Annotated in this window: 16 protein-coding genes; 5 read left to right on the forward strand and 11 right to left on the reverse strand. The window is 64.0% G+C overall.

All coding sequences use genetic code 11. From position 1 onward, the window contains the following. Positions 1–79: 79 nt before the first annotated feature. Positions 80–1045, forward strand: coding sequence for a DMT family transporter (locus GJ700_RS16705; RefSeq protein WP_154375865.1), 966 nt, complete (start codon positions 80–82; stop codon positions 1043–1045). Continuing rightward, positions 1011–1490 (forward strand): GNAT family N-acetyltransferase, encoded by a 480-nt coding sequence (locus GJ700_RS16710; protein ID WP_154375867.1) that lies wholly within the window; start codon positions 1011–1013, stop codon positions 1488–1490. The genes GJ700_RS16705 and GJ700_RS16710 overlap by 35 nt, the downstream gene beginning before the upstream one ends. A gap of 140 nt (positions 1491–1630) precedes the next feature. Here the strand turns inward: GJ700_RS16710 and GJ700_RS16715 are convergent, their stop codons facing one another. From GJ700_RS16715 to hutU, 8 genes are all read right to left on the reverse strand, one after another. Continuing rightward, complete coding sequence (locus GJ700_RS16715; protein WP_229507053.1) at positions 1631–3151, reverse strand: ABC transporter permease/substrate-binding protein; 1521 nt, start codon at positions 3149–3151, stop codon at positions 1631–1633. 1 nt (position 3152) lies between these two features. Then, positions 3153–5966, reverse strand: a complete 2814-nt coding sequence (locus GJ700_RS16720; protein ID WP_154375869.1) for a zinc-dependent metalloprotease — start codon at positions 5964–5966, stop codon at positions 3153–3155. A 72-nt stretch (positions 5967–6038) separates the two neighbouring features. Then, positions 6039–7238, reverse strand: coding sequence for an imidazolonepropionase (gene hutI, locus GJ700_RS16725; RefSeq protein ID WP_154376251.1), 1200 nt, complete (start codon positions 7236–7238; stop codon positions 6039–6041). Between the two features lie 24 nt (positions 7239–7262). After that, entirely contained in the window at positions 7263–7847 is a 585-nt protein-coding gene (locus tag GJ700_RS16730; RefSeq protein ID WP_154375871.1) for a HutD/Ves family protein, read from the reverse strand. After that, on the reverse strand, positions 7847–9211 hold the full coding sequence (locus GJ700_RS16735; RefSeq protein WP_154375873.1) for a formimidoylglutamate deiminase: 1365 nt from the start codon (positions 9209–9211) through the stop codon (positions 7847–7849). Before GJ700_RS16735 ends, GJ700_RS16730 begins: the two co-directional genes overlap by 1 nt. Beyond that, positions 9208–9999 (reverse strand): N-formylglutamate deformylase, encoded by a 792-nt coding sequence (hutG, locus tag GJ700_RS16740; RefSeq protein WP_154376252.1) that lies wholly within the window; start codon positions 9997–9999, stop codon positions 9208–9210. The genes GJ700_RS16735 and hutG overlap by 4 nt, the downstream gene beginning before the upstream one ends. A 20-nt stretch (positions 10000–10019) precedes the next feature. Continuing rightward, entirely contained in the window at positions 10020–11582 is a 1563-nt protein-coding gene (gene hutH / locus GJ700_RS16745; protein ID WP_154375875.1) for a histidine ammonia-lyase, read from the reverse strand. 9 nt (positions 11583–11591) lie between these two features. Beyond that, positions 11592–13295 carry a urocanate hydratase gene (gene hutU, locus GJ700_RS16750; RefSeq protein WP_154375877.1) on the reverse strand — a complete coding sequence of 568 codons (1704 nt, stop codon included), beginning with the start codon at positions 13293–13295 and terminating at the stop codon, positions 11592–11594. A gap of 178 nt (positions 13296–13473) precedes the next feature. Here hutU and GJ700_RS16755 point away from each other — a divergent pair, with 178 nt between their 5' ends. Beyond that, positions 13474–14184 (forward strand): DUF899 family protein, encoded by a 711-nt coding sequence (locus GJ700_RS16755; RefSeq protein WP_154375879.1) that lies wholly within the window; start codon positions 13474–13476, stop codon positions 14182–14184. A gap of 1 nt (position 14185) precedes the next feature. Here the strand turns inward: GJ700_RS16755 and GJ700_RS16760 are convergent, their stop codons facing one another. Beyond that, positions 14186–15841 carry an amidohydrolase gene (locus tag GJ700_RS16760; RefSeq protein ID WP_154375881.1) on the reverse strand — a complete coding sequence of 552 codons (1656 nt, stop codon included), beginning with the start codon at positions 15839–15841 and terminating at the stop codon, positions 14186–14188. A 294-nt stretch (positions 15842–16135) separates the two neighbouring features. Here GJ700_RS16760 and GJ700_RS16765 point away from each other — a divergent pair, with 294 nt between their 5' ends. Both GJ700_RS16765 and bcaP read left to right on the forward strand, forming a co-directional pair. After that, positions 16136–18622 carry a TonB-dependent receptor plug domain-containing protein gene (locus GJ700_RS16765; protein WP_229507054.1) on the forward strand — a complete coding sequence of 829 codons (2487 nt, stop codon included), beginning with the start codon at positions 16136–16138 and terminating at the stop codon, positions 18620–18622. Positions 18623–18714: 92 nt separating this feature from the next. Next, positions 18715–20112 carry a branched-chain amino acid transporter BcaP gene (gene bcaP / locus GJ700_RS16770; protein WP_154375883.1) on the forward strand — a complete coding sequence of 466 codons (1398 nt, stop codon included), beginning with the start codon at positions 18715–18717 and terminating at the stop codon, positions 20110–20112. Between the two features lie 28 nt (positions 20113–20140). On the opposite strand, the gene GJ700_RS16775 is transcribed toward bcaP, so the two are convergent. Continuing rightward, on the reverse strand, positions 20141–21304 hold the full coding sequence (locus GJ700_RS16775; RefSeq protein WP_154375885.1) for a hypothetical protein: 1164 nt from the start codon (positions 21302–21304) through the stop codon (positions 20141–20143). 27 nt (positions 21305–21331) lie between these two features. Continuing rightward, positions 21332–21742 (reverse strand): type 2 periplasmic-binding domain-containing protein, encoded by a 411-nt coding sequence (locus GJ700_RS16780; protein ID WP_154375887.1) that lies wholly within the window; start codon positions 21740–21742, stop codon positions 21332–21334. Between the last annotated feature and the right edge of the window lie 22 nt (positions 21743–21764).

Raw genomic sequence — 21764 nt, forward strand, 5'->3', positions numbered from 1 at the left:
GAAGTCGCTGGCAAGTGCTGCCAAATAGTCGACAAGCTGCCCGCCAGCAAGGTCGCGGGAATATGTCTATACTGGTCGGATGTTTTCCTCTCCCGCCCTGTTTTCCGCCGCCTGCCTGATCTGGGGTTCCACTTTCTGGGCCATCACCCTGCAACTGGGTCACGTCGCGCCGGCTGTTTCCATTATTTACCGTTTCGGCCTGGCTGCCACGGTCCTGTTCGGCTGGTGCCTGGTGCGCGGCGACAAGCTGCTGCTGCCGTGGAAGGTGCAGCGCTGGATGATGGCGCAAGGTTTCGCCACGTTTGCCGTCAGTTACCTGTGCACTTACACGTCGGAAGAACATTTGATTTCCGCGCTGGTGGCCGTACTGTTTGCCCTGATGGTGATCTGGACGCCGATTTGCAGCCGCATCATGTTCGGCACGCCGCTGACGTGGCGCACGTGGGGCGCGGCCTTGGTTGCCATCATCGGCGTCACCATGCTGTTCTACGACTCGATCCATGCATCCTGGAAAGAGATCATTGCGGGCGGCGCCGGCCACTTCCTGCTGGGCCTGGCGCTGGCGCTGACGGCCACCATTGCCGGCACGGTCGGCAACATGATGGTGGTGAAGGTGCGGGAACATTCGTCGAACGTCTTGCTGACGATGGCGTGGGCCATGCTGTGGGGCACCTTGTGCGTGACCGTGTTTGCGCTGGCGACCGGCGTGCAATTCACGTTGCCGGCCTCGGCCAGTTACTGGGGCGGCCTGGTGTATTTGTCGCTGGCCGGCTCCGTCATCGCCTTCGCCGCGTATTTCACGCTGATCCACCGCTGGGGTGCGCAAAAGGCCGTGTATATCGGCGTGGTCACGCCGGTGATTTCCGTGCTGCTGTCGATCCAGCTGGAAAATTACCGTCCAGGAATAGTTGAATGGCTGGGTATGGTATTGTGCTTATCCAGCGTGGCCTGGGTGTTGAAATCCCCGGCGCCAGCGGTGAAAAAACCTCAACCAGAAAATAATCCGATCCATGAGCCTGACCATACGTCCAGCCGAACCGCATGATGTGAACGCCATTTTTGGCATGATTTTCGAGCTGGCGGTATTTGAAAAACTCGAACACATTGTCGTTGCCGACGAAGCCAAGCTGCACGAAAGCCTGTTTGGCGCCCATCCCGCCGCCGAAGCGCTGGTCGGCGAGGAAGATGGCGAAGTCGTCACGTTCGCCCTGTTCTTCCATAACTTTTCCACCTTCCTGTGCCAGAAAGGCCTGTACCTGGAAGACTTGTACGTCAAGCAAAATGCGCGCGGCAAGGGCTATGGCAAGCAAATGCTGGTGGCGCTGGCGCAGCTGGCAGTGGAACGCCAGTGCGGCCGCTTCGAATGGTCGGTGCTGGACTGGAATGAAAACGCGATCAACTTCTACCAGGGCATGGGTGCGACCGTCATGCCGGACTGGCGCATTTGCCGCGTGACGGGCGATGCACTGACACAACTGGCGTCCGAATAAAAAAAAAAGCCGCACAGTCATCTGCGCGGCGGAACCCAGTGTCATTTGGGGAGGGGAGAATGGAGCGACGAGTTCAATATAGCCGCGCCCGCTGACCATTTCCCTGACGCTTACAAACTCTTACTCGGTTCAAATTTATCTTACATTTGTTTTCTGGAAAATTTCTCAACGATTTCAAATGCCCCCTGCACCAGCAACGCCAGCGCGGCGGACGGCAACGCGCCGGCCAGCAGCAGCGCGTGGTCGTTCAGCGCCAGCCCCGTGGTAATCCTCTCGCCATAGCCTCCCGCGCCGATCAACGCGGCAATCGTCGCCGTCCCCACGCTGATCACGGCGGCGGTTTTTACGCCGGCCAGCAGCACCGGCAGCGCCAGCGGCAATTCCACGTGTAGTAAACGCTGCCACGGCCGCAGGCCCAGCGCCTGCGCCGCCAGGCGCAAGCCATCCGGCACCTGGCACAGGCCGGCGCACGTATTGCGCACGATGGGCAGCAAGGCGTACACCACCAGCGCCACCAGCGCGGGCGCCGTGCCGATGGAACCCATCAATGGAATCAGCATGGCCAGCAAGGCCAGCGACGGCACGGTTTGCAGCATGCCCGCCAGCGCCATCACCGGCTGCCGTACCTTCGGGACAAACGCCGCCAGCACGCCCAGCGGAATACCCAGCAGGCAGGCCAACGCGACGGATAAAGCCACCAGCATCACGTGCTGGCGCGTCAGCGGCCAGAAGTCGTCCGCCAGCAGGCGGCTCATCACACCCTGACGGTTTGCCATACCGTCCTTGGCCGGAGCGCCCGGGACAACTTGCCCGCCCTGCCCCACCGCGTGCGCCGCCAGCCAATCCCGGGCAATCGCGGAAAAATCCTTGCCATCGATTTCCGCCGCCGCATTCATGGCGATCATGCTGTCGGCCGGAATGCGCCCCTGCAACTGGCGCAGCGCCTGCCACGCTGCGGGGAAGCGTTGCGCCGCGTCGAGCCGGTACAGCAGCACGGCGTCATAACGGGGGAAGTAGGCGCGGTCGTCGTCCAGCACGCGCAAACCGTACTTCACGATCTTGGCATCCGTCGAATAAATATCGATGACATCGACCTGGCGCTGTTGCAGCGCTTCGTAGGCGATGCCGTGATCGAGCCCGTGCGGCTGCTGCGCCAGGCCATAGCGCTGCGCCAGCCCCGGCCAGCCGTCGGACCGGCCAATGAATTCATGCGACAGGCCGAAGCGAAAGCCGCCGTGGCGCGTCAGGTCCCCCACCGTGCGCAGGCTAGCCATATCGCCGCGCACGGCCAGCGCATAGGTATTGTTGAAGCCCAGCGGCACATCGACACCCAGCCCCTGCGTAGCCAGTTCGCGCCGCAACTGGTCCAGCGGCGGCACGTGCTTCTGTTTCAGGATTTCCAGCGCAATGGTGCCGGTATATTCAGGGTAGACATCGATCTCGCCGGCCTTCAGCGCCGCCAGCAGGATGCCGGTATTGCCCAGGCCCTGCCTGTGTTCGGTGCGCGCGTAGGGCGCGGCGGCCTGCGCCAGCAACTCGCCAAGGACATAGGATTCCGTGAAGCGCTTGGAGCCGACGCGCAGCGTCTCGTCGGCCGCCGCAGGCGCGGCCGACGACAGCCACACCAGCAGCGCCGACAGGATGGCGGCGCCGCGCGGCAACTCAGAGACCCGTGCGCAGCATCGGCGCCTTCAGGGCCTGGCTCAGCGTTTCATAGCTTTCCGCCAGGTGCGCCTTGGCTTCCGGCGACAGGGCGCCATTGCCCATCGCGCGCTGTATATCGCGCTGCAATTCCTGCGCATGCAAGCGTTGCAGGCTGCGGCCATCGGCCCGCATGGCGGGCGACGTGCGCACCAGCGCCGCCGTCACGCGCTTCAGGTGCTCGCGCTGCAAATCGCGGCGCATGCCGGAGATATCTTTACCGCCTTTCAATTCGCTCCACACGGCCGATTGCAGTGTCGTGTACAGCTCATCGAGCGACAGCGCCAGTTTCGGGTTGTCGAGTTTTTCCTGCGAATCGCGCAAGCGTGCCGCCACGGCATCCGACAGCAACTGGTCCAGCACGATGGTCTGCAAATACAGCACCACCGTGTTGATGGAGATATCGGTGCGGTAGCTGAACATCATCTGGTTGCCGGACAAGCGGCTCAGCAGCGATGGTGCGAACTTGAAGCTGTCCGCCTTGAACAGGTTATTGGTCAACAACGCCAGCGCTTCACGCTGGCGCATGGCCGGCACCGGCTGGAACGGCGTGCGTCCCGATCCCGCGTGGTCGCGAACGTGGACCACGCCGCCCACGTACTTGACCACCACCGGCACCGAACGCGCAAACTGGTCGATGCCGTAAACGAAACTGCGGCGCAGCGCTTCATAGCTTTCGCCCGGCTTCAGCTGGCGCGCCTGGACCCGGTCCCACAATTCGCGGGAAATGGTCAGCCGCTTTTGCGCATAGGCCATCGGGTCGCTGCCCAGGTCGAACAAATTCACTTCCGGGTCGGACATGCCGTTATAGGCTTCATTGTCCGTGGCGAACGCCAGCAGCGGTTCGTTCGAGCGGCTGGCGATGCGCGCCAGTTCTTCCTTTTCCTGTTCCGGCGCAATCGGCTTATACGCGTATTCAATGGCCCAGTAATCATAGGGTCCCAGCCGGTCCATCACGTAGGCGCCCTGCTCTTCCCCCTTGATGGCCAGGTTGAACGGCGTGTAATCCATGACGGAACCGCTGATGCCATGCTTGTCCGTGAACGCCTTGTCGCGCAGCTGGAACAGGCTGTAGATGGTCGACGAGCGGAAATTGTGGCGCAGCCCAAGCGTGTGCCCCACTTCATGCATGATGACGGACTTCACATAGGCTTGCGCCAGCTCTTCCGCTTTCGGGCTGTCCATGTCGAAATCGCCACGCGCTTCCATCAAGTCCAGCGCGAAACCCATTTCCTGCGCGGATTCCATGCCGTAATCGCAGCGCGATTCGCGCGCCAGGGCGCCCTGCGGCCAGGTGCGCGACGGCAGCGCGGCCGGTTCCGCCCATGGCGGGACGGCGGCGCCGGGTTGTGCAACGTCCTGCGGCGCCGAACCAAATGACGACAAGGCCCCGGTCCAGCGCAAATCTTCGCTGGCCAGGCGGCGCGCGTTGCGGCCGAAGATGTCGGACATGGCGATGTCCGCGTCGAGGATTTCCCCGCTGCGGGGATCGACCTGGCGCGGGCCGATGGCAATGCCCGCGTCCGCGCCGACATACCAGCGCACGGACGCGTGGCGCACGTCCATGGTGTCGAAGCTGTCGTTCGGCCCCTGCTGCCTGACCACGATGGCGTTCTTGAAACCGATGCGTTCAAACGCATCGTTCCACGCCAGGATGCCCTGCTTGACGGACTCACGGTATTTTTCCGGGATATTGCGGTCCAGCCAATACACGATGGGCTGCTTCGGTTCCGACAGCGCCTGCGACGGATCCGCCTTTTCCAGCCGCCAGCGGTTCACCACGTGGGTGTACATCGACGGTTTGACGTCGTCCGTGTAATCGTAGGTGGTGCTGACGAAGTGCCCGATGCGGTCATCGGCCAGGCGGCCGTGCATCGCGTGTTCCGGCAGCGGCGCAAAGCTGTAGTACAGGCCCAGGAACAGGCTGCGCGGGTCCGGCACCGAATACGGCGGCGGCACATAGGTCGGCGTGTACGCCAGCGGCGGCGCCGGCACGCGCGGCACGAAATAATGGGCGTTGACGGCGAAGCCCGTCATGCTGTCATCGCTGCGGATGCCGGTAAAACTGCTGTTGCGCGCATCCATCGCGTATTGCATGCGGAAGGCCGCTTCCAGCTGCGTCGAATACGCCGGGATGTCGCCAAACAACAGGGCATTGGCTTCCACCAGCACGCCTTTCGATTGCGGATGCGCCGCACTGGCGACGGGCGCCACGGCCAGCAAGCTGTCTGAGAAGCCCTGCGACACGGCGGTGCCCAGCGGTGTGCCGGGTTTGGCGCGGAAATCCGTATTCAGCGCAATCAGTTGCACCAGGTTGCCCAGCTTGCGCAGCACCACCACTTCGCTGCGGCCCATCTGGCTGCCGTAGATGCCCCGCTCGCCCACGCCGCGCGTGGTGTTGACGGTCATGAAGAATGGCTTGTCGAAGTGTTCAGGGCGCAGCTCCAGCCACACTTTTTCATCTTTCTGGTACAGATGGAAAAAGCCGGCCAGGTGGTGCGCCCCCTTGATCACGTCCGCAAACGGCTTGGCGGCAGTGGGATCGGCGGCGCGGGCCGCCGCGGCAGCCGCTGCGGCGGCGGCCGCAATGGAGGCGGCCGACGGCGCGGCCGGCGCCACCGGTTGCGGCGTTGCCGGTCCTTCCGGGACAGGCGCGGGTGGCGTGGGAACCGGCGGCGTCGGGACCGGCGGAACCGGCGTATTCTGCCCCGCGGCATGGACACTCAGGGCTAACAGGAGGGCGGCGCTGACGGCCTTCAGGACTGGCTGACGCATGATGACTCTGACGCGGGTGCGGCGGTACGGTGATCTTCATACTGTACACGATCGCACGGGCGCTGCGCGGAATTAGTCCTCTAATTTGCCCCCGAACACCACGCCCTTGCATGGGTTGAAACCAAACGCATAGGACAAGTCCGCCGGCCGCGCGATGTTCCACAGTGCGAAATCGGCGCGCTTGCCCACTTCCAGCGTGCCGATATCGGCCTGGCGGCCCAGCGCGGCGGCGGCATGGACGGTGGCGCCGGCCAGCGCCTCCAGCGGCGTCAGGCGCCACAACGTGCACACCATGTTCAGCGCCAGCAGCAGCGACGCCATCGGCGACGTGCCCGGGTTGTTGTCGGTGGCCACCGCCATCGGCACGCCGGCCGCGCGCAAGGCCGCCACCGGCGGCGGCGTGGTGTCGCGCAGGAAGTAATAGGCGCCGGGCAGCAGCACGGCCACGGTGCCCGCCCTGGCCATGGCGTCGATGCCGTCCTGCGTCAAATGTTCCAGGTGGTCGGCCGACAGGCCGCCAAATTGCGCCACCAGTTGCGCGCCCTGCTGGTCTGACAATTGTTCCGCGTGCAATTTGACCGGCAAGCCGTGGCTGGCCGCCGCCTGGAACACTTTTTCCGTCTGCGCACGGGAAAAACCGATGCGTTCGCAAAATGCATCGACGGCGTCGACCAGCCCCTGATCGGCCAGCGGTGCGATCATGTTGCACACCTCGGTCACGTAATCATCGGCGCGGCCCGCGAATTCCGGCGGCAGCGCATGTGCTCCGAGGAAAGTGGTGGCCACGTTGACCGGCAATTCACGCCCGATGCGGCGCGCCACGCGCAGCATCTTGGCTTCCGACTCCAGCGACAAGCCATAGCCGGACTTGATTTCCAGCGTGGTCACGCCTTCGGCCAGCAATGAACGCACGCGGGGCAGGCTTTGCGCCAGCAATTCTTCGTCCGACGCCAGGCGGGTCGCGCGCACCGTGGACATGATGCCGCCGCCGGCGCGGGCGATATCTTCATAGGTCGCGCCGTTCAACCGCGCTTCGAATTCATCGCTCCGGTTGCCCGCGTGGACGATGTGGCTGTGGCAATCGATCAAGCCCGGCGTCAGCCAGCAGCTGCCACCGTCATGCACTTGCGCGGCCTGGGCGGGATCGGCGTCGGCCGCCTTGCCCAGCCAGGCGATGCGCCCGTCCCTGACCGCGATGGCGCCATCGCGCACTTCGCCATACCCGCCGACCATCGTTGCCAAATGAACGTTCGTTACCAGCAAATCCCACATTGCCATGCTATCCCGCCAAGTTGCTTAACTATTGTTTTCGATGATGTCGACGATGAATACCGTGGCCTGCCCGGCCTCCAGCGTCCACACATCTTCATCGTCCAGTATCACCGCGTCGTAGCGCACCATGGCGATGCGTTCCCTGGAACTGGACAAGTACAGGCTTTCGCCTTCGGCCAGGAACACGATGGTGACGTCGCTGCGCCGTTCCAGCGTGGAAAAGTCGCGCACGGCGCGCCGTTCCAGTTGGTGCCGGCAAGCGTCGCGCCGCGTCATAACGTTGAAGTCGGTCGTGGCGCCGGAAGATACAGTCGCCGCCACCTGGTCTTCGCCGGGGAACGCCACGGTGGGTTCCCGTTCGCTGAGCGCCACCTGGCGCTCGTTGCCCACGTCCAGCACCACGCCGGGACCGCTGACCAGGGTCAGCGTGCGGTCGATGCCGGCAAAGGTGGAAAACGGGCCGCTCTGCGAAATCGTGGCCAGGCTGATGCGCCAGTCGAAGTCGTCAAAGGTGGCGCCCTGCGGGGCAATGGCAATTTCCGTGGTGCTGCCGCCGCCGTTTTTCCACGGCGTGGCATGCAGGCTTGCGTACTGTATCAGCTTGCTCATCAGCGGTACTCCCTCAGCTCGGCCAAGGTCTGCTTGAAGCGCGCGGCGATGGCCTGTTGCGCCACGTGCTGCCGGCCGCGCACCACCCACTGGCCGCCGGCCATTACGTCTTTCACCAGGTTGTCGTTCCCGCTGAACACCAAACTGCCCAGCACTTCCTCGGCGGCGCGCCCGTACAGGTTCGGATGATCCGCATCCAGCACGATCAAATCCGCCCGCTTGCCGGCCGCCAGCGCGCCCACCGCACGCCCCGCCGCCTGCGCCCCGCCCTGCAACGCGCCCTGCCAAAGGAATTCGCCCACATGGCGCTGTCCTTCCGACACGGCGATATTGCGGCGCTGTTCGCGCAAGCGCTGGCCATATTCCAGCCAGCGCAATTCCTCCACCGGGCTTTGCGATACATGGCTGTCGCTGCCCACGCCAAACACCCCGCCCTGCGCCAGGAACGACTCGAACGGGAACAAGCCGTCGCCCAGGTTCGCTTCCGTGGTCGGGCAAATCCCCGCCACCGCGCGGCTGCGGGCAATCGCCGCCACTTCGGCATCGACCAGGTGGGTCGCATGCACCAGGCACCAGCGCGCGTCGACTTCCAGTTCATCATACAGGTATTCGACCGGACGGCGCTTACTGTAAGCAAGCGATTGCTGCACTTCCCCCTGCTGTTCCGCGATGTGGATGTGGACCGGGCGCGAACGTGGCAATGCCGCCACCACTTCGCGGATTTGCGCCACCGATGCCGCGCGCAGCGAATGCGGCGCCACGCCCACTTCCACCTGGCCGCTGCGCAGCGGTTCCAGCGCGCCGATGATAGCGAGAATATCGCCGACATCGGTCTTGAAGCGCTGCTGCTCCGCCTTCAGCGGCGCATCGCCGAAACCGGACCAGCTGTACAGCACGGGCAGCATCGTGATGCCGATGCCCGTGTTGCGCGCCGCGTCGATGACGCTTTCCGCCGTCTGCGCCACGCGCGGGTAAAGCGCGCCGTCCGGCGCGCGGTGCACGTAGTGAAATTCGCAGACCGACGTGTATCCATGGCGCAGGCATTCCGCATACAACTGGGCGGCGATGGCTTCCATCTGGCCTGGCGTGATATTGCGCGCAAAGCGGTACATCAAGTCGCGCCACGTCCAGAAACTGTCTTTCGTATCGCCGGCAATTTCCGTCAGCCCGGACAAGGCGCGCTGGAACGCATGCGAGTGCAGGTTGACCATGCCGGGCAACACATATTCCGCGCTTTCCACGCCGTCCGCCGGCATGGCGTCCGGCGTCACGGCCGACAGGTTGCCGCTGGCGTCCCACTGCAACAGCACGTCGCGCGCCCAGCCGGACGGCAGCAGCGCGTTGTTCGCAAACAGTGCGTTCATTTCGCCCCCACCCAGCCGGCGCAGGCTTGCACCAGTTCCTTCAGCAATGGCTGCACGGTACCCGCCAGGTCTGCGCGGTACGCAAAGGGCGCGGTTTCATCCATGTACGTGGACTGGCACATTTCCAGCTGGATCGCGTGCACGTTATCCGCCGGCTTGCCGTAATGGCGGGTGATGTGGCCGCCCTTGAAGCGGCCATTGACGGCCACCGTATATCCGCCATGGCGGCGCGCGACGGTCGCAATCGCATCCGTCATGCCGATATCGCATGACGCACCGTCTGCGGTACCGAAATTCAGGTCAGGCAGCTTGCCTTCGAAGAAACGGGGCACGTGCGACGCGATGGAATGGGCATCCCACAGCGCCACCTTGCCGTGGAGCGCTTTCAGGCGATCCAGCTCGCTGCGCAACTGGTGATGGTACGGCTGCCAGTACAGCCGCAGGCGGCGCTGCACTTCCGCTTCATCCGGCGTGCCGCCTTCCGGATACAGCGGCTCGCGGCTAAACGTGTCGACCGGGCACAGGCCCGTCGTATCCTGGCCCGGATACAGGTTCGTGTTTTCCGGCGGTCGGTTCAAGTCGATCACGTAGCGCGACCAGCGCGCCGACAGCACGGACACACCCATTTCCTGGAGGAAATCGTACAGCCGCACCAGGTGCCAGTCGGTGTCGGTCCTGACGCTGGCCGCCGGTGCGAACGTGGCCGCGATGTCGTCCGGGATGTCCGTGCCCACGTGGGGCATGGACACCAGCAGCGGAAGCTTGCCTTCCGAAAATTGGAAGTCCATAGTCATGGCAACCTCGCTCCTTACGGATGCAGCGACGCGAACAGGTTCTTGCAGGTGGCGCTCAATTCACCTTTCAGCACCAGTTGCTTGGCCGCTTCGATATCCGGCGCGAAGAAGCGGTCGGCATCGTAGAACGGCACGTGCTGGCGCAATTGCGCGTGCACGTGCTCCAGTTGCGGCGACGTTTTCAGCGGGCGGTGGAAATCGATGCCCTGCGCCGCCGCCAGCAATTCGATGGCGACGATGGCGGCCGTATTTTGCGCCATGTCTTCCAGGCGGCGCGCGGCGAAGGTCGCCATGCTGACGTGGTCTTCCTGGTTGGCCGAGGTCGGGATCGTGTCCACGCTGGCCGGGTGCGCAATCGACTTGTTTTCCGACGCCAGCGCGGCCGCCGTCACGTGGGCGATCATGAAACCGGAATTGACGCCCGGATCGCGCACCAGGAACGGCGGCAGGCCGGACAAGGTGGCGTCGATCAGCAGCGACACGCGGCGCTCGGAAATGCTGCCGATTTCCGCGATGGCCAGCGCCAGCGTATCGGCGGCAAACGCCACCGGTTCGGCGTGGAAGTTACCGCCGGAGACCACCACCGCTTCGCCGTCGTCGTTGGTGAACAGCAGCGGGTTGTCGGTCACGGCGTTGGCTTCGATCAGCAGCGTGCGGCCCGCGTTGGCGATCAAGTCCCAGCACGCGCCCATCACTTGCGGCTGGCAACGCAGGCAGTACGGGTCTTGCACGCGCTCGTCGCCCACCAGGTGCGACGCGCGGATGGCGCTATTGGCCACCAGTTGGCGGTAAATGCCGGCGGCGGCGATCTGGCCCGGCTGGCCGCGCACTTCGTGGATGCGGGCATCGAATGGCGAATCGGACCCCTTGGCGGCGTCCAGCGACAAGGCGCCCGTCACCATGCCCGCTTCCAGCAGGCGCTCGGCCATGAACAGGCCATGCAGCGCCAGCGCGGTGGAAGCCTGGGTGCCGTTGATCAGCGCCAGGCCTTCTTTCGCGGCCAGCACTACCGGCGCGATGCCGGCGGCTTTCAGCGCATCGGCCGCCTGCATCAATTCACCGTTGACGCGCACGTCGCCCACGCCCAGCATGGCCAGCGTCATGTGCGACAGCGGCGCCAGGTCGCCCGACGCGCCGACCGAGCCTTTGGCCGGAATGGCCGGCACGATGCCCGCGTTATACAGCGCGATCAAGGTATCGATGATCAGCGGACGCACGCCCGAGAAGCCGCGCGCCAGGCTGCCGATTTTCATCAGCATGATCAGGCGCACCACGGCGTCCGACATCAGCGCGCCGGTGCCGACCGAGTGCGACAGGATCAGGTTGCGCTGCAATTCTTCCAGCTTGTTGTCGGGAATACGGGTCTTGGCCAGCAAGCCGAAGCCCGTGTTGATGCCATAGGCAGCGTCGCCCTTGGCGACAATGGCTTCCACCACGGCGGCCGATGCCTTGATGACAGGATACGCTTCGGCCGACAGCGCGACCGGCGCATGCCCGGACCATGCGGCGCGCAATTCCGTCAGCGCGATCTTGCCCGGGTTCAGGGTCCAGCTGGTGTTGTTGTTGGTAGCAGTCATGGTGATTCCTTACTTGATCATGGGCAGGTTCAGTTTATTACGCTTGGCGCATTCGATGGCGGACTCGTAACCGGCGTCCGCATGGCGCATCACGCCCGAACCGCAATCGTTAACCAGCACGCGGGCCAGGCGCTTGGCAGCGGCATCGGTGCCGTCGGCCACGATCACCACGCCGGAGTGCTGGGAATAGCCCATGCCCACGCCGCCGCCATGGTGCAGCGATACCCACGTGGCGCCGCCCGCCGTGTTCAGCATGGCGTTCAGCAGCGGCCAGTCGGACACCGCGTCAGTGCCGTCTTTCATGGCTTCCGTTTCGCGGTTCGGGCTGGCCACGGAACCGGTGTCCAGGTGGTCGCGGCCGATCACGATGGGCGCCTTCAGTTCGCCGTTGCGCACCATTTCATTGAAGGCCAGGCCGGCGATGTGGCGCTCGCCCAGGCCCAGCCAGCAGATACGCGCCGGCAAGCCCTGGAACGCGATGCGGTCGCGCGCCATGTCCAGCCAGCGGTGCACATGGGCGTGGTGCGGGAACAGTTCCTTGATTTTCGCGTCGGTCTTGTAGATGTCTTCCGGGTCGCCGGACAACGCCACCCAGCGGAACGGGCCGCGGCCTTCGCAGAATTGCGGGCGGATGTAGGCGGGAACGAAGCCCGGGAAATCAAACGCGTTTTCCACACCCTGATCGAACGCCACCTGGCGGATGTTGTTGCCATAGTCGACCACCTTGGCGCCCAGTTGCTGGAACTCCAGCATGGCTTGCACGTGCGCCGCGCACGAATCGGCGGCGGCGGCCTTCAGGCGCTCGTGGCGCTCCGGGTCTTGCTGCGCGGCCTTCCAGTCGGCCACGCTCCAGCCGCGCGGCAGGTAGCCGTTGATCAGGTCGTGGGCGGACGTCTGGTCCGTCACCATGTCCGGCACCAGGCCGCCCGCCTTGGCGCGCTTGACCAGTTCCGGCAGGATTTCCGCGGCATTGCCGAGCAGGCCGATGGAAATCGCTTCCTTGCGTTCCGTGTGGTATTTCACCAGTTCCAGCGCTTCATCGATGGAAGCGGCCTGCTTGTCGAGGTAGCGGGTGCGCAGGCGGAAGTCGATCGACGTTTGCTGGCATTCGATGTTCAGCGACACGGCGCCGGCGAACGTCGCGGCCAGGGGCTGGGCGCCGCCCATGCCGCCCAGGCCTGCCGTCAGGATCCAGCGGCCCGCCATGTCGCCGCCGAAGTGCTGGCGGCCCGCTTCCGCGAAGGTTTCATAGGTGCCCTGCACGATGCCCTGGGTGCCGATGTAAATCCACGAACCGGCCGTCATCTGGCCGTACATGAACAAGCCCTTGCGGTCCAGTTCATTGAAATGCTCCCAGTTGCCCCATTTCGGCACCAGGTTCGAGTTGGCCAGCAGCACGCGCGGCGCATCCTCATGGGTCTGGAACACGCCGACCGGCTTGCCGGACTGGATCAGCAGCGTCTGGTCCGCTTCGAGTTCTTTCAGCGAAGCGAGGATCTGGTCAAAGCATTCCCAGTTGCGGGCCGCGCGGCCGATACCGCCGTACACCACCAGGTGCTGCGGGTTTTCCGCCACTTCCTTGTCCAGGTTGTTCTGCAGCATGCGGTAGGCCGCTTCCGCGCCCCAGGTCTTGCAAACGCGCTCGGGGCCGCGCGGCGCGCGGATGTCGCGGGTGGCGTCGAAACGCGGATCGTTGGCGAGGGAAGTGCTCATGTCGTCTCCTGGTGAACTGGTTGAAGCGGACAGGCGGTACAGGCGTGCGGGGTCCGCGGATGTTTCAAGGATAAGTTGTCTATACAACTAAGTCAAATGGTTTCTACAGTGCGTGCGCCGCCGCACCGTCCGGGCCGGGGGATTGGCTTAGCGTGGTCGGTCACAGGAGGTGCCTGCCATGACAAATTTGAAACCCGCCGCCGAGCTGGCGGCCGCCAACGCCAAACCCTATCCCAACGACAGCCCCGAATACCGCCGCGCGCGCGTCGCGCTGCTGGCCGAGGAAATCGAATTGCGCCGCCATATCGAGCGCGTGGCGGAACAGCGCCGCGCGTTGCCGCCCGGCGGCGAAGCGCGCGCCTATCATTTCCGGGATGAAAATGGGAACACGGTCACCCTGGCCGACCTGTTTGGCCGGCACGACACGCTGTGCACGTATTTCTGGATGTATGGCCCGCAGCGCGAACGGCCCTGCCCCATGTGCACGGCGCTGATCGGCGCACTCGATACGCCGGCGCGCGACCTTTCGCAGCGCATTGCGATGGCCGTCATCGGCCGCTCGCCGGTCGAGCGGCAACTGGCGTTTGCACGCGAGCGGGGCTGGCGCAACCTGAAGTTTTACGCCACCGTGGGCGATGATTTCGCCCGCGATGTGCACGGACTGGCGCCGGACGGCAACGAATGGCCGGCGCTGGACATCTGGACGCGGCAGGATGGCGTGGTGCGCCATTTCTGGGGCGGGGAACTGGGCGGCACGGAAGACCCCGGGCAGGATGCGCGCGGCGCGCCCGACCCGACGCCGCTGTGGAATATCCTCGACCTGACGCCTGGCGGACGGGGGACCGACTGGTATCCGAAGCTCGATTACCCGGATAGCCGCCAGGGCTGAATTAGGGCTTGGAGTACACCTGCCTGCCCGCCACCCACGTCTGCAACACCTGGATCTTGCCGATGTTCGCCGCAGGCACCTTGAACAAGTCCGCATCGGTGACGATAAAGTCCGCCCACTTGCCCTTCTCCAGCGACCCGATGGCTTTTTCCTGGTGCGCGGCGTAAGCCGCATCGAGCGTGAAGCAGCGGAAAGCCTGCTGCAACGTCATCGCCTCGTTCCTGTACCAGCCGCCGGTCGGCACGCCGGCGTTGTCCTGGCGCGTCACGGCCGCATGCAAGCCTTCGAACGGATTCGGCGATTCGATCGGGAAGTCCGAGCCGCACGCAATTGTTGAGCCTTGTTTCAGGAACGTCCGCCACGCATAGGCGCCCTTGATGCGCTGTGGACCGACACGCTGTTCCGCCATGTTCTGGTCGGACGTCGCATGGGTCGGCTGCATCGATGGGATGATGTTCAGCGCCTTGAACCTCGGGATATCGGCAGGCGCCACCACTTGCGCATGTTCGATGCGATGCCGCGCGCGCGCCGCCTGCGGGTAGCGCTTCAACAACGCCGCATAGCCATCGAGGATTTGCCGGTTGCCCGCGTCGCCGATCGCATGCACGTTGACCTGGTAGCCCGCCTTCATCGCCTTTTCCATCTTGGCGCGCATGTCCGCATCGTTGTAGAACAGCAGGCCGTGCGTGTGCGGCGCATCGCTGTAGGGCGCGATCAGCGCGGCGCCACGGCTGCCCAGTGCACCATCCGAATACAGCTTGACGGCAGCCAGCGCATACAGGTCGTTCGCATACGATGTCACGGGACCGCCCTGCGACAACTGGTCAAAGTCCGCCGTGGTGTCGCCGATCATCGCGTACACGCGCGCGGTCAGTTTTCCATTGTCCGCGTAACTGCGCATCAGGCGGTCCTCAGGCACGCCGATGCCGGCGTCGTGCACGCTGGTCAGGCCCACTTTCGCCAGTTCCGCCAGCGCGCCATCGAGCGAAGCGCGCGCTTCCGCTTCAGTGGGTTTCGGGATGGCCGCGCGCACCAGTTCCATGGCCGCGTCGACCAGGATGCCGGTGGCGTTGCCCTGCGCATCGCGCTCGATCTTGCCGCCTGCGGGATCCTTGGTGTCGTTCGTGATGCCGGCCAGTTGCAGCGCCCTGGTGTTGGCCCATACGGCGTGCCCGTCGACGCGCGTCATCACGGCGGGGCGTTCCGGTATCACGCTGTCCAGTTCCTGCGCGGTCGGGAAGCGGCCCAGTTTCCAGATTTCCTGGTTCCAGCCATTGCCCAGCACCCAGGCGCGCTGCGGATGGGCTTTGCTGAAATCCGCCACGGCTGTCAGGGCCGCGTCCAGCGATGGTGTGCCATACAGCAGCACGGCGGTGGAAATCTCGCCCAGCCCGAACACGTGGCCATGCGCATCGATCAATCCCGGCAACACGGTCTTGCCCTGCATATCGATGCGCTTTGCATTGGGCGCGCTTTTCGCCACCGCCCTGGCGCTGCCGACCGCAAGGATGCGGCCCGCATCGTCATAGGCAAGGGACGTAAAGCGCACCAGTTGGCCGGTGCTGTTGAGCGTGTAGCCGTTGGCGTTATCGATCAGGGTGGCGGCGTGGGCCGGCAGGGTGACTGCCATGGCCAGGGCAAGCGGGGTCAATCGCATGAAGTCTCCGGGTAGGATTCAAAAGCAAGATTGCAGAGTGTAGCGAAAATCCCGCAAGTCATGGAGCTTGCGTGTAGGGAAATCCTGAATCCAGCCACCTGAGAAATCACATTCCTCCGTACCGCTATCAATCGAAACAACCATTTCGATCACACCTCAATATTGAGTGAAAACAGGAATAATTTTGCGCAGAACGCAAATTATCATTATCCGTGTTGTTGAGCTCGTATAGGTGTGGGAAGCAGGATGCTACCTACGAATGAAGTCCGAAACACAATGCAGAGAGATCGCTAGATGAAAACAATGAAGATCCGCAGTTCCGGGGTGCGTGAGCATGGCCAACTGAAAATGACCCTGATGGCCGGCGCCTTGCTGCTGGCGCTCAGTCCGGCCCATGGCCAGCAAGCAGCGGAGGAGGAAGCCACGAACAAGGTGGTGCTGGTGGGTTCCCGCTCCACCGCCAAGACCGCGCTCGATACCGCCGCACCGGTCGGCCTGATCAACGTCAAAGACATGCAAAACGCCGGTCCGCTGGAACTGGGCAAATTGCTGCAAACGCTGGACCCGTCCTTCAATTTTTCCTCCACCTTTATCAGTGACGGCACCGACAGCATCCGCCCCGCCACCTTGCGCTCGCTGGGCCCGGACCAGTTGCTGGTGCTGGTGAACGGCAAACGGCGCCACCAGCAGGCGCTGCTCAACGTCCAGCAAACCATCGGCCGCGGCTCGGCCGGCACCGACATCAACGCCATTCCCCTGTCGGCCATCCACCACATCGAAGTGCTGCGCGACGGCGCCGCCGCCCAGTATGGCTCGGACGCCATTGCCGGCGTGATTAACATCGTGCTCAAGTCGCAAACTGCCGAAACCCAGTTTTCCGGCGAAGTCGGCCAAACCTCGGAAGGCGATGGCCGGGTCGTCTCGGGCAGCTTGAACCACGGCTGGAGCATCGGCGACGGCGGCTATATCAACGTATCGCTGGAAGCGCGCAAGCGCGGCGAGACCAACCGCGCCGGCCTCGACACGCTGCGCGTGAACCCGCCACGCGTGACCCAGCACATCGGCGACTCCAACACCAAGGATGGCTACCTGTGGTGGAACGCGGCGCTGCCGCTCGACCAGAACAGCGAACTGTACGCCTTCGGCGGCCTGTCCAAGCGCCGCGGCGATTCGTTCGGCTTCTTCCGTTCGGCCGGCGACGGACGCACCGTGCCGGCGCTGTATCCGAACGGCTTCCTGCCCAACATCGTCACCGACATCAAGGATGGCTCCTTTGCCGCCGGCTACCGGCGCGACCTGGCCGGCGACTGGAAATTCGACCTGTCGATCAACCATGGCGCCAGCCAGTTCGATTACAACGAAAAGAACACCGTCAACATCAGCTACTGGTACGAACCCAAGCCGGGCGGCGGCATCTATGCGGCATCGCCGCTGGAAGCGCACACGGGACGGCTGAAATTCGACCAGACCACCGTCAATGCCGACCTGCGCGGTCCGGTCACGCTGGGCGGCGCGAAATTCGCCTTCGCCACCGGCTTTGAATACCGTACCGACAATTACCGCATCGACGCGGGCGATCCGGTGTCGTACCAGTATGGCCGGACCAACAATCCCGCCGTCGTGATCCTGGACCAGAACGGCGGCCGTGCCGCCGCCGGCACCCAGGGCTTCCCCGGCTATACCCCGGCCACGGCCGTCAACGACGGCCGCCACAACATCGCGCTGTACGTGGATGCGGAACACAACCTGACGCAGCAATTGATGGTGGCGGCCGCCATGCGCCATGAACGCTATTCGGACTTTGGCAGCACCACCACCGGCAAGCTGTCGCTGCGCTACGATCCGATGCCGACACTGGGCCTGCGCGGCAGCTTCTCGACCGGTTTCCGCGCCCCCAGCGTACAGCAAGAGTTCTACAGTTCCGTCTCCACCAACCTGGACGGCGCCGGCAACCTGACGGAAACGCTGACGGCGCGCCAGGGCAGCGCGGTCACCCAGGCCTTCGGCATCGCCCCGCTCAAGCAGGAAACGTCCCGCAGCGGCAGCATGGGCCTGGTGCTGCGTCCGGCCAAGAACATGTCCATCACGACCGACTTGTACCGGGTCGACATCAAGGACCGCATCGTGTTTTCCAGCGAAATCACGCCGGAAGCGGCCGCCGGCTGCAACGCCACGCTGAGCAATTGCCCGATCCGCAGGATCCTGGCGCCGCTCGCCGTGGGCCAGGCGCAATTCTTCACCAATGCGGTCGACACCAGCACCACGGGCGTGGACATCGTGGCCGAGCACAGCAGCAAATTACCGGTGGGCAACCTGGTGCTGTCCGGCCAGCTGGGTTTTAACCGCACCAAGGTCACGTCGCGCCATTCGCAATCGCCGGTGCTGTCCGGCAACCAGCTGTTCGATGACATGCAAGTGCTGCTGATCGAGCACGGCCAGCCGCGCCAGCACCACGTGCTGGCCGCCGACCTGAATACGGGCGCGTGGAACCTCAACGCGCGCGCCAATTACTTCGGTGCGGTGAAAGCCGGCTACTTCACCAATCCGTATGTGCAGACGTGGGAACCGCGCTGGGTGGTCGACAGCTCGCTGCGCTACAACTTCAGCAAGAAGACCAGCGTGGCGTTCGGCGTGAACAACCTGTTCAATGTCTATCCGACCGAATGGGATAAAACCAAGGCCGCGCCCTTCCCGCAACTGGGCTTTACGCACTGCTGGGAAACCTGCCCGATCGGCATCAACGGCCGTTCGATGTACGTCCGTTACGACACGGCGTTCTGACAGGTAGCAGAAGGGGCCGCGCAAGCGCGGCCCGCACATTCCCGGGACGGCCGCGCCACGGCCGTCCCACCCCAGCCGGTTGGAGAATCGCAATGAGCCTGTTCCGCACTAAAAACCTCGACCACATGGTGGCGCAAAGCCGCGCCGCCGGTGGCCTGCACAAAGTACTGGGTCCGCTGGACCTGGTGTTGATGGGTATCGGCGCCATTGTCGGCACCGGCATTTTTGTCTTGACCGGCACCGGCGCGCTGACCGCCGGCCCGGCGCTTACGCTGTCGTTCGTCATCGCGGCGCTGGCCTGCGGCTTTGCCGCGCTGTGCTACGCAGAATTCGCCTCCACCGTCCCGGTGGCGGGCTCGATTTATACCTATTGCTACGCCACCATGGGAGAGCTGGTGGCGTGGATGATAGGCTGGGACTTGCTGCTCGAATACGGCCTGGCGACATCGGCCGTGTCGGTCGGCTGGTCCGGCTATTTCCAATCCCTGATGGCGGGTTTCGGGCTGCACTTGCCGGCCGCGCTGACGGCCGCCCCCGGCGCCCTACCCGGCGTGCAAACCTGGTTCAACTTACCGGCGCTGCTGGTCATGCTGTTATTGACGGCCATGCTGTCCTGGGGCGTACGCGAGTCGGCGCGCGTCAACAGCGTGATGGTGGCCGTCAAGATCGGCGTGGTGCTGCTGTTCATCGCGGTCGGCGCACGCCATGTGCAGCCCGCCAACTGGCAACCGTTCATGCCCTTCGGCATGCAGGGCACGATGGGCGCGGCGGCGCTGGTGTTTTTTGCCTTTATCGGTTTTGACGCGGTCACGTCGGCGGCCGAGGAAGTCAAGCGGCCCGAGCGCGACCTGCCGATCGGCATCATCGGTTCGCTGGCGGTGTGCACCGTGCTGTACGTGGTGGTGTCGGCCGTCATGACGGGCATCGTGCCGTTCCGCCAATTCGCCGGCGTGGACCATCCGGTGTCGCTGGCATTGCAGTTCGCACGCGAAAACTGGGTGGCGGGTTTCGTCGACCTCGGCGCCATCCTGGGGATGACCACCGTGATCCTGGTCATGACGTATGGCCAGACCCGCGTCATCTTCGCCATGTCGCGCGACGGCTTGCTGCCCCGGCGCCTGTCCGCGCTGCATCCCCGCTATGGCACGCCGTTTGTCGCGACATGGGCGGTGGGGCTGGTGTTCGGACTGGTCGCCGCCGTCATCCCGCTGGGCGTGCTGGCGGAATTGATCAACATCGGCACCTTGGCGGCATTTTGCCTGGTGTCGGTCGCCGTGCTGGTGCTGCGCCGGCGCCGTCCGGACTTGCCGCGCGCGTTCCGTTGCCCCGGCGTGCCCTGGATCCCCCTGATGGCGATCCTGTTTTGCATCGCCCTGATGACATTCCTGAGCGCCACCACGTGGATTGCCTTCGGCGTCTGGCTGGTGCTGGGACTGGCGGTGTACTTCGGCTATTCGCGCCGCCGTTCCAAGCTGCATCCGGCGGTGTGATCACCCGCCGCAGGCGTATGTTCCACCGTCAAAACGTACCTTGCAGCGACAATGACAGCAATTTGGAGTCGCCAAAGAAAGGATAGCTGTAATGCGACTTGTCCTTGCTGATGTCGTACTGCGCCTTGAGGGCCATGTTCTTGCGGAAGTCCCAGCGCAGTGACGCGTATTTCGTACTGCGCGCTTCAATCGGCTCGGCCACCGTCGTATAGCGTGAATACGTCAGCATCGGCGTGAATGCGCCCATCTGGTAGCCGACGCCGAACAGCGCGTATTTGTACACGCCGTTCAAGCCCTTGCCGGGGTCGACCTGTTCATAGCGGTCCACCTCGGTGCGCACCAGCCAATCCTGGTAATCCATATTGGCGGAAATACCCTTGATACGGGTGCGCTGGCGGTCAATCAGCATGACGGGGCCAGTCGCACCATCTTGCCACAGCGAGTCCTTGTACGTCATGAACATGCCGCGCACGTCGAAGATGCCGTTGTTGGCCGACACCGACAAACCCGTGATGTTCTTCCATTTTTCATGCGTGGGCGTGGTGTAGTAGATCAACGTGTCGTACGCATCGTTCTTTTGTTCGTAGCCGCCGGCCCAGCCATGCACGGTGGCGGCCCAACCGGATTCACCCAGTTGCATGCGATAGCTGGCATTGCCGCCCACGTAAGCGTAAATCGGCCAGCCATACACGTCGGGCGCCGGGCGCACCCATGGATAGGCGTAACCGATGTACAGGTAATCGCTGTAGTAGTACAAGGGAATTCGGAATTTGCCGGCCTGGAAGGTCCAGGCCGAATCGGCGTGCGGTTGCCACGTCGCATAGGCCCAGTCGACCGTTGGCGTTGAGTGGCGGTTGGGGTTGCGCGCCCGCATCACCAGCTGAGCCGTGGCCGACAGGGTCGGGCTGAACTCCTTCCGGATCTGGACACCCAGCAGCGATTCCTGGTCGAATTGCCAGCCCTCACCCTTTTCATAGACGGCGGCATATTCCCATGCCTGCATTGAGCACGGGCATTTCCATTCCTGGTATTGCCACGGCGCGCTGCTGCCCTGCGCCGATCCGCTCAGCACTTTGGCGGCGGTAATGCTGTAAAAGCCCGTCAGACGCAAGCTGCCGTCCTCACTCAAATTCATGGCGCCGGCACTGCCGGCAACCAGCATGGCCGCCAGGGCCCACAGGTGTTTTTTCATCAGTGTCTCCGTTATTCGGACCAGCAATCAGGGGATGGTGGCAATGACTTTGACGGTGTCATCCACGGCCGCCTTCTCGATATACCCGATGGCATTGACGTTCTCGCTGACGGTCTTCTTGACCTCGGCACTGGACTTGCACTCTTTCGGCGCCTTGATTTTGCCTGTAAACAACAATTTTGACCAAATCGCTTCGACCTGGGCCGGCGACTTTTCCAGCACCTTCTTGTAAAACTCGGCGCGGATGGCAGAATTTTCAGGTTGTTCCACAGGGGCGAATTGCACGGAACCGCCCAGGAAAAATTGCGCCGCCTGCGATGGGAACATGCGGGTCGCGGGGTTTTGCGGGTTGACTATGATGACCAGCTCGGCCGAGGCCGGCGCTGCCAGGACGGACAGCAGCACGGCCGGGACAAGCCGCTTCGACAGGCGTCTCATCTGTTCTCCCTATGATTGATAG

This window comes from Pseudoduganella rivuli (assembly GCF_009674485.1).
Classification (GTDB): domain Bacteria; phylum Pseudomonadota; class Gammaproteobacteria; order Burkholderiales; family Burkholderiaceae_D; genus Rugamonas; species Rugamonas rivuli_B.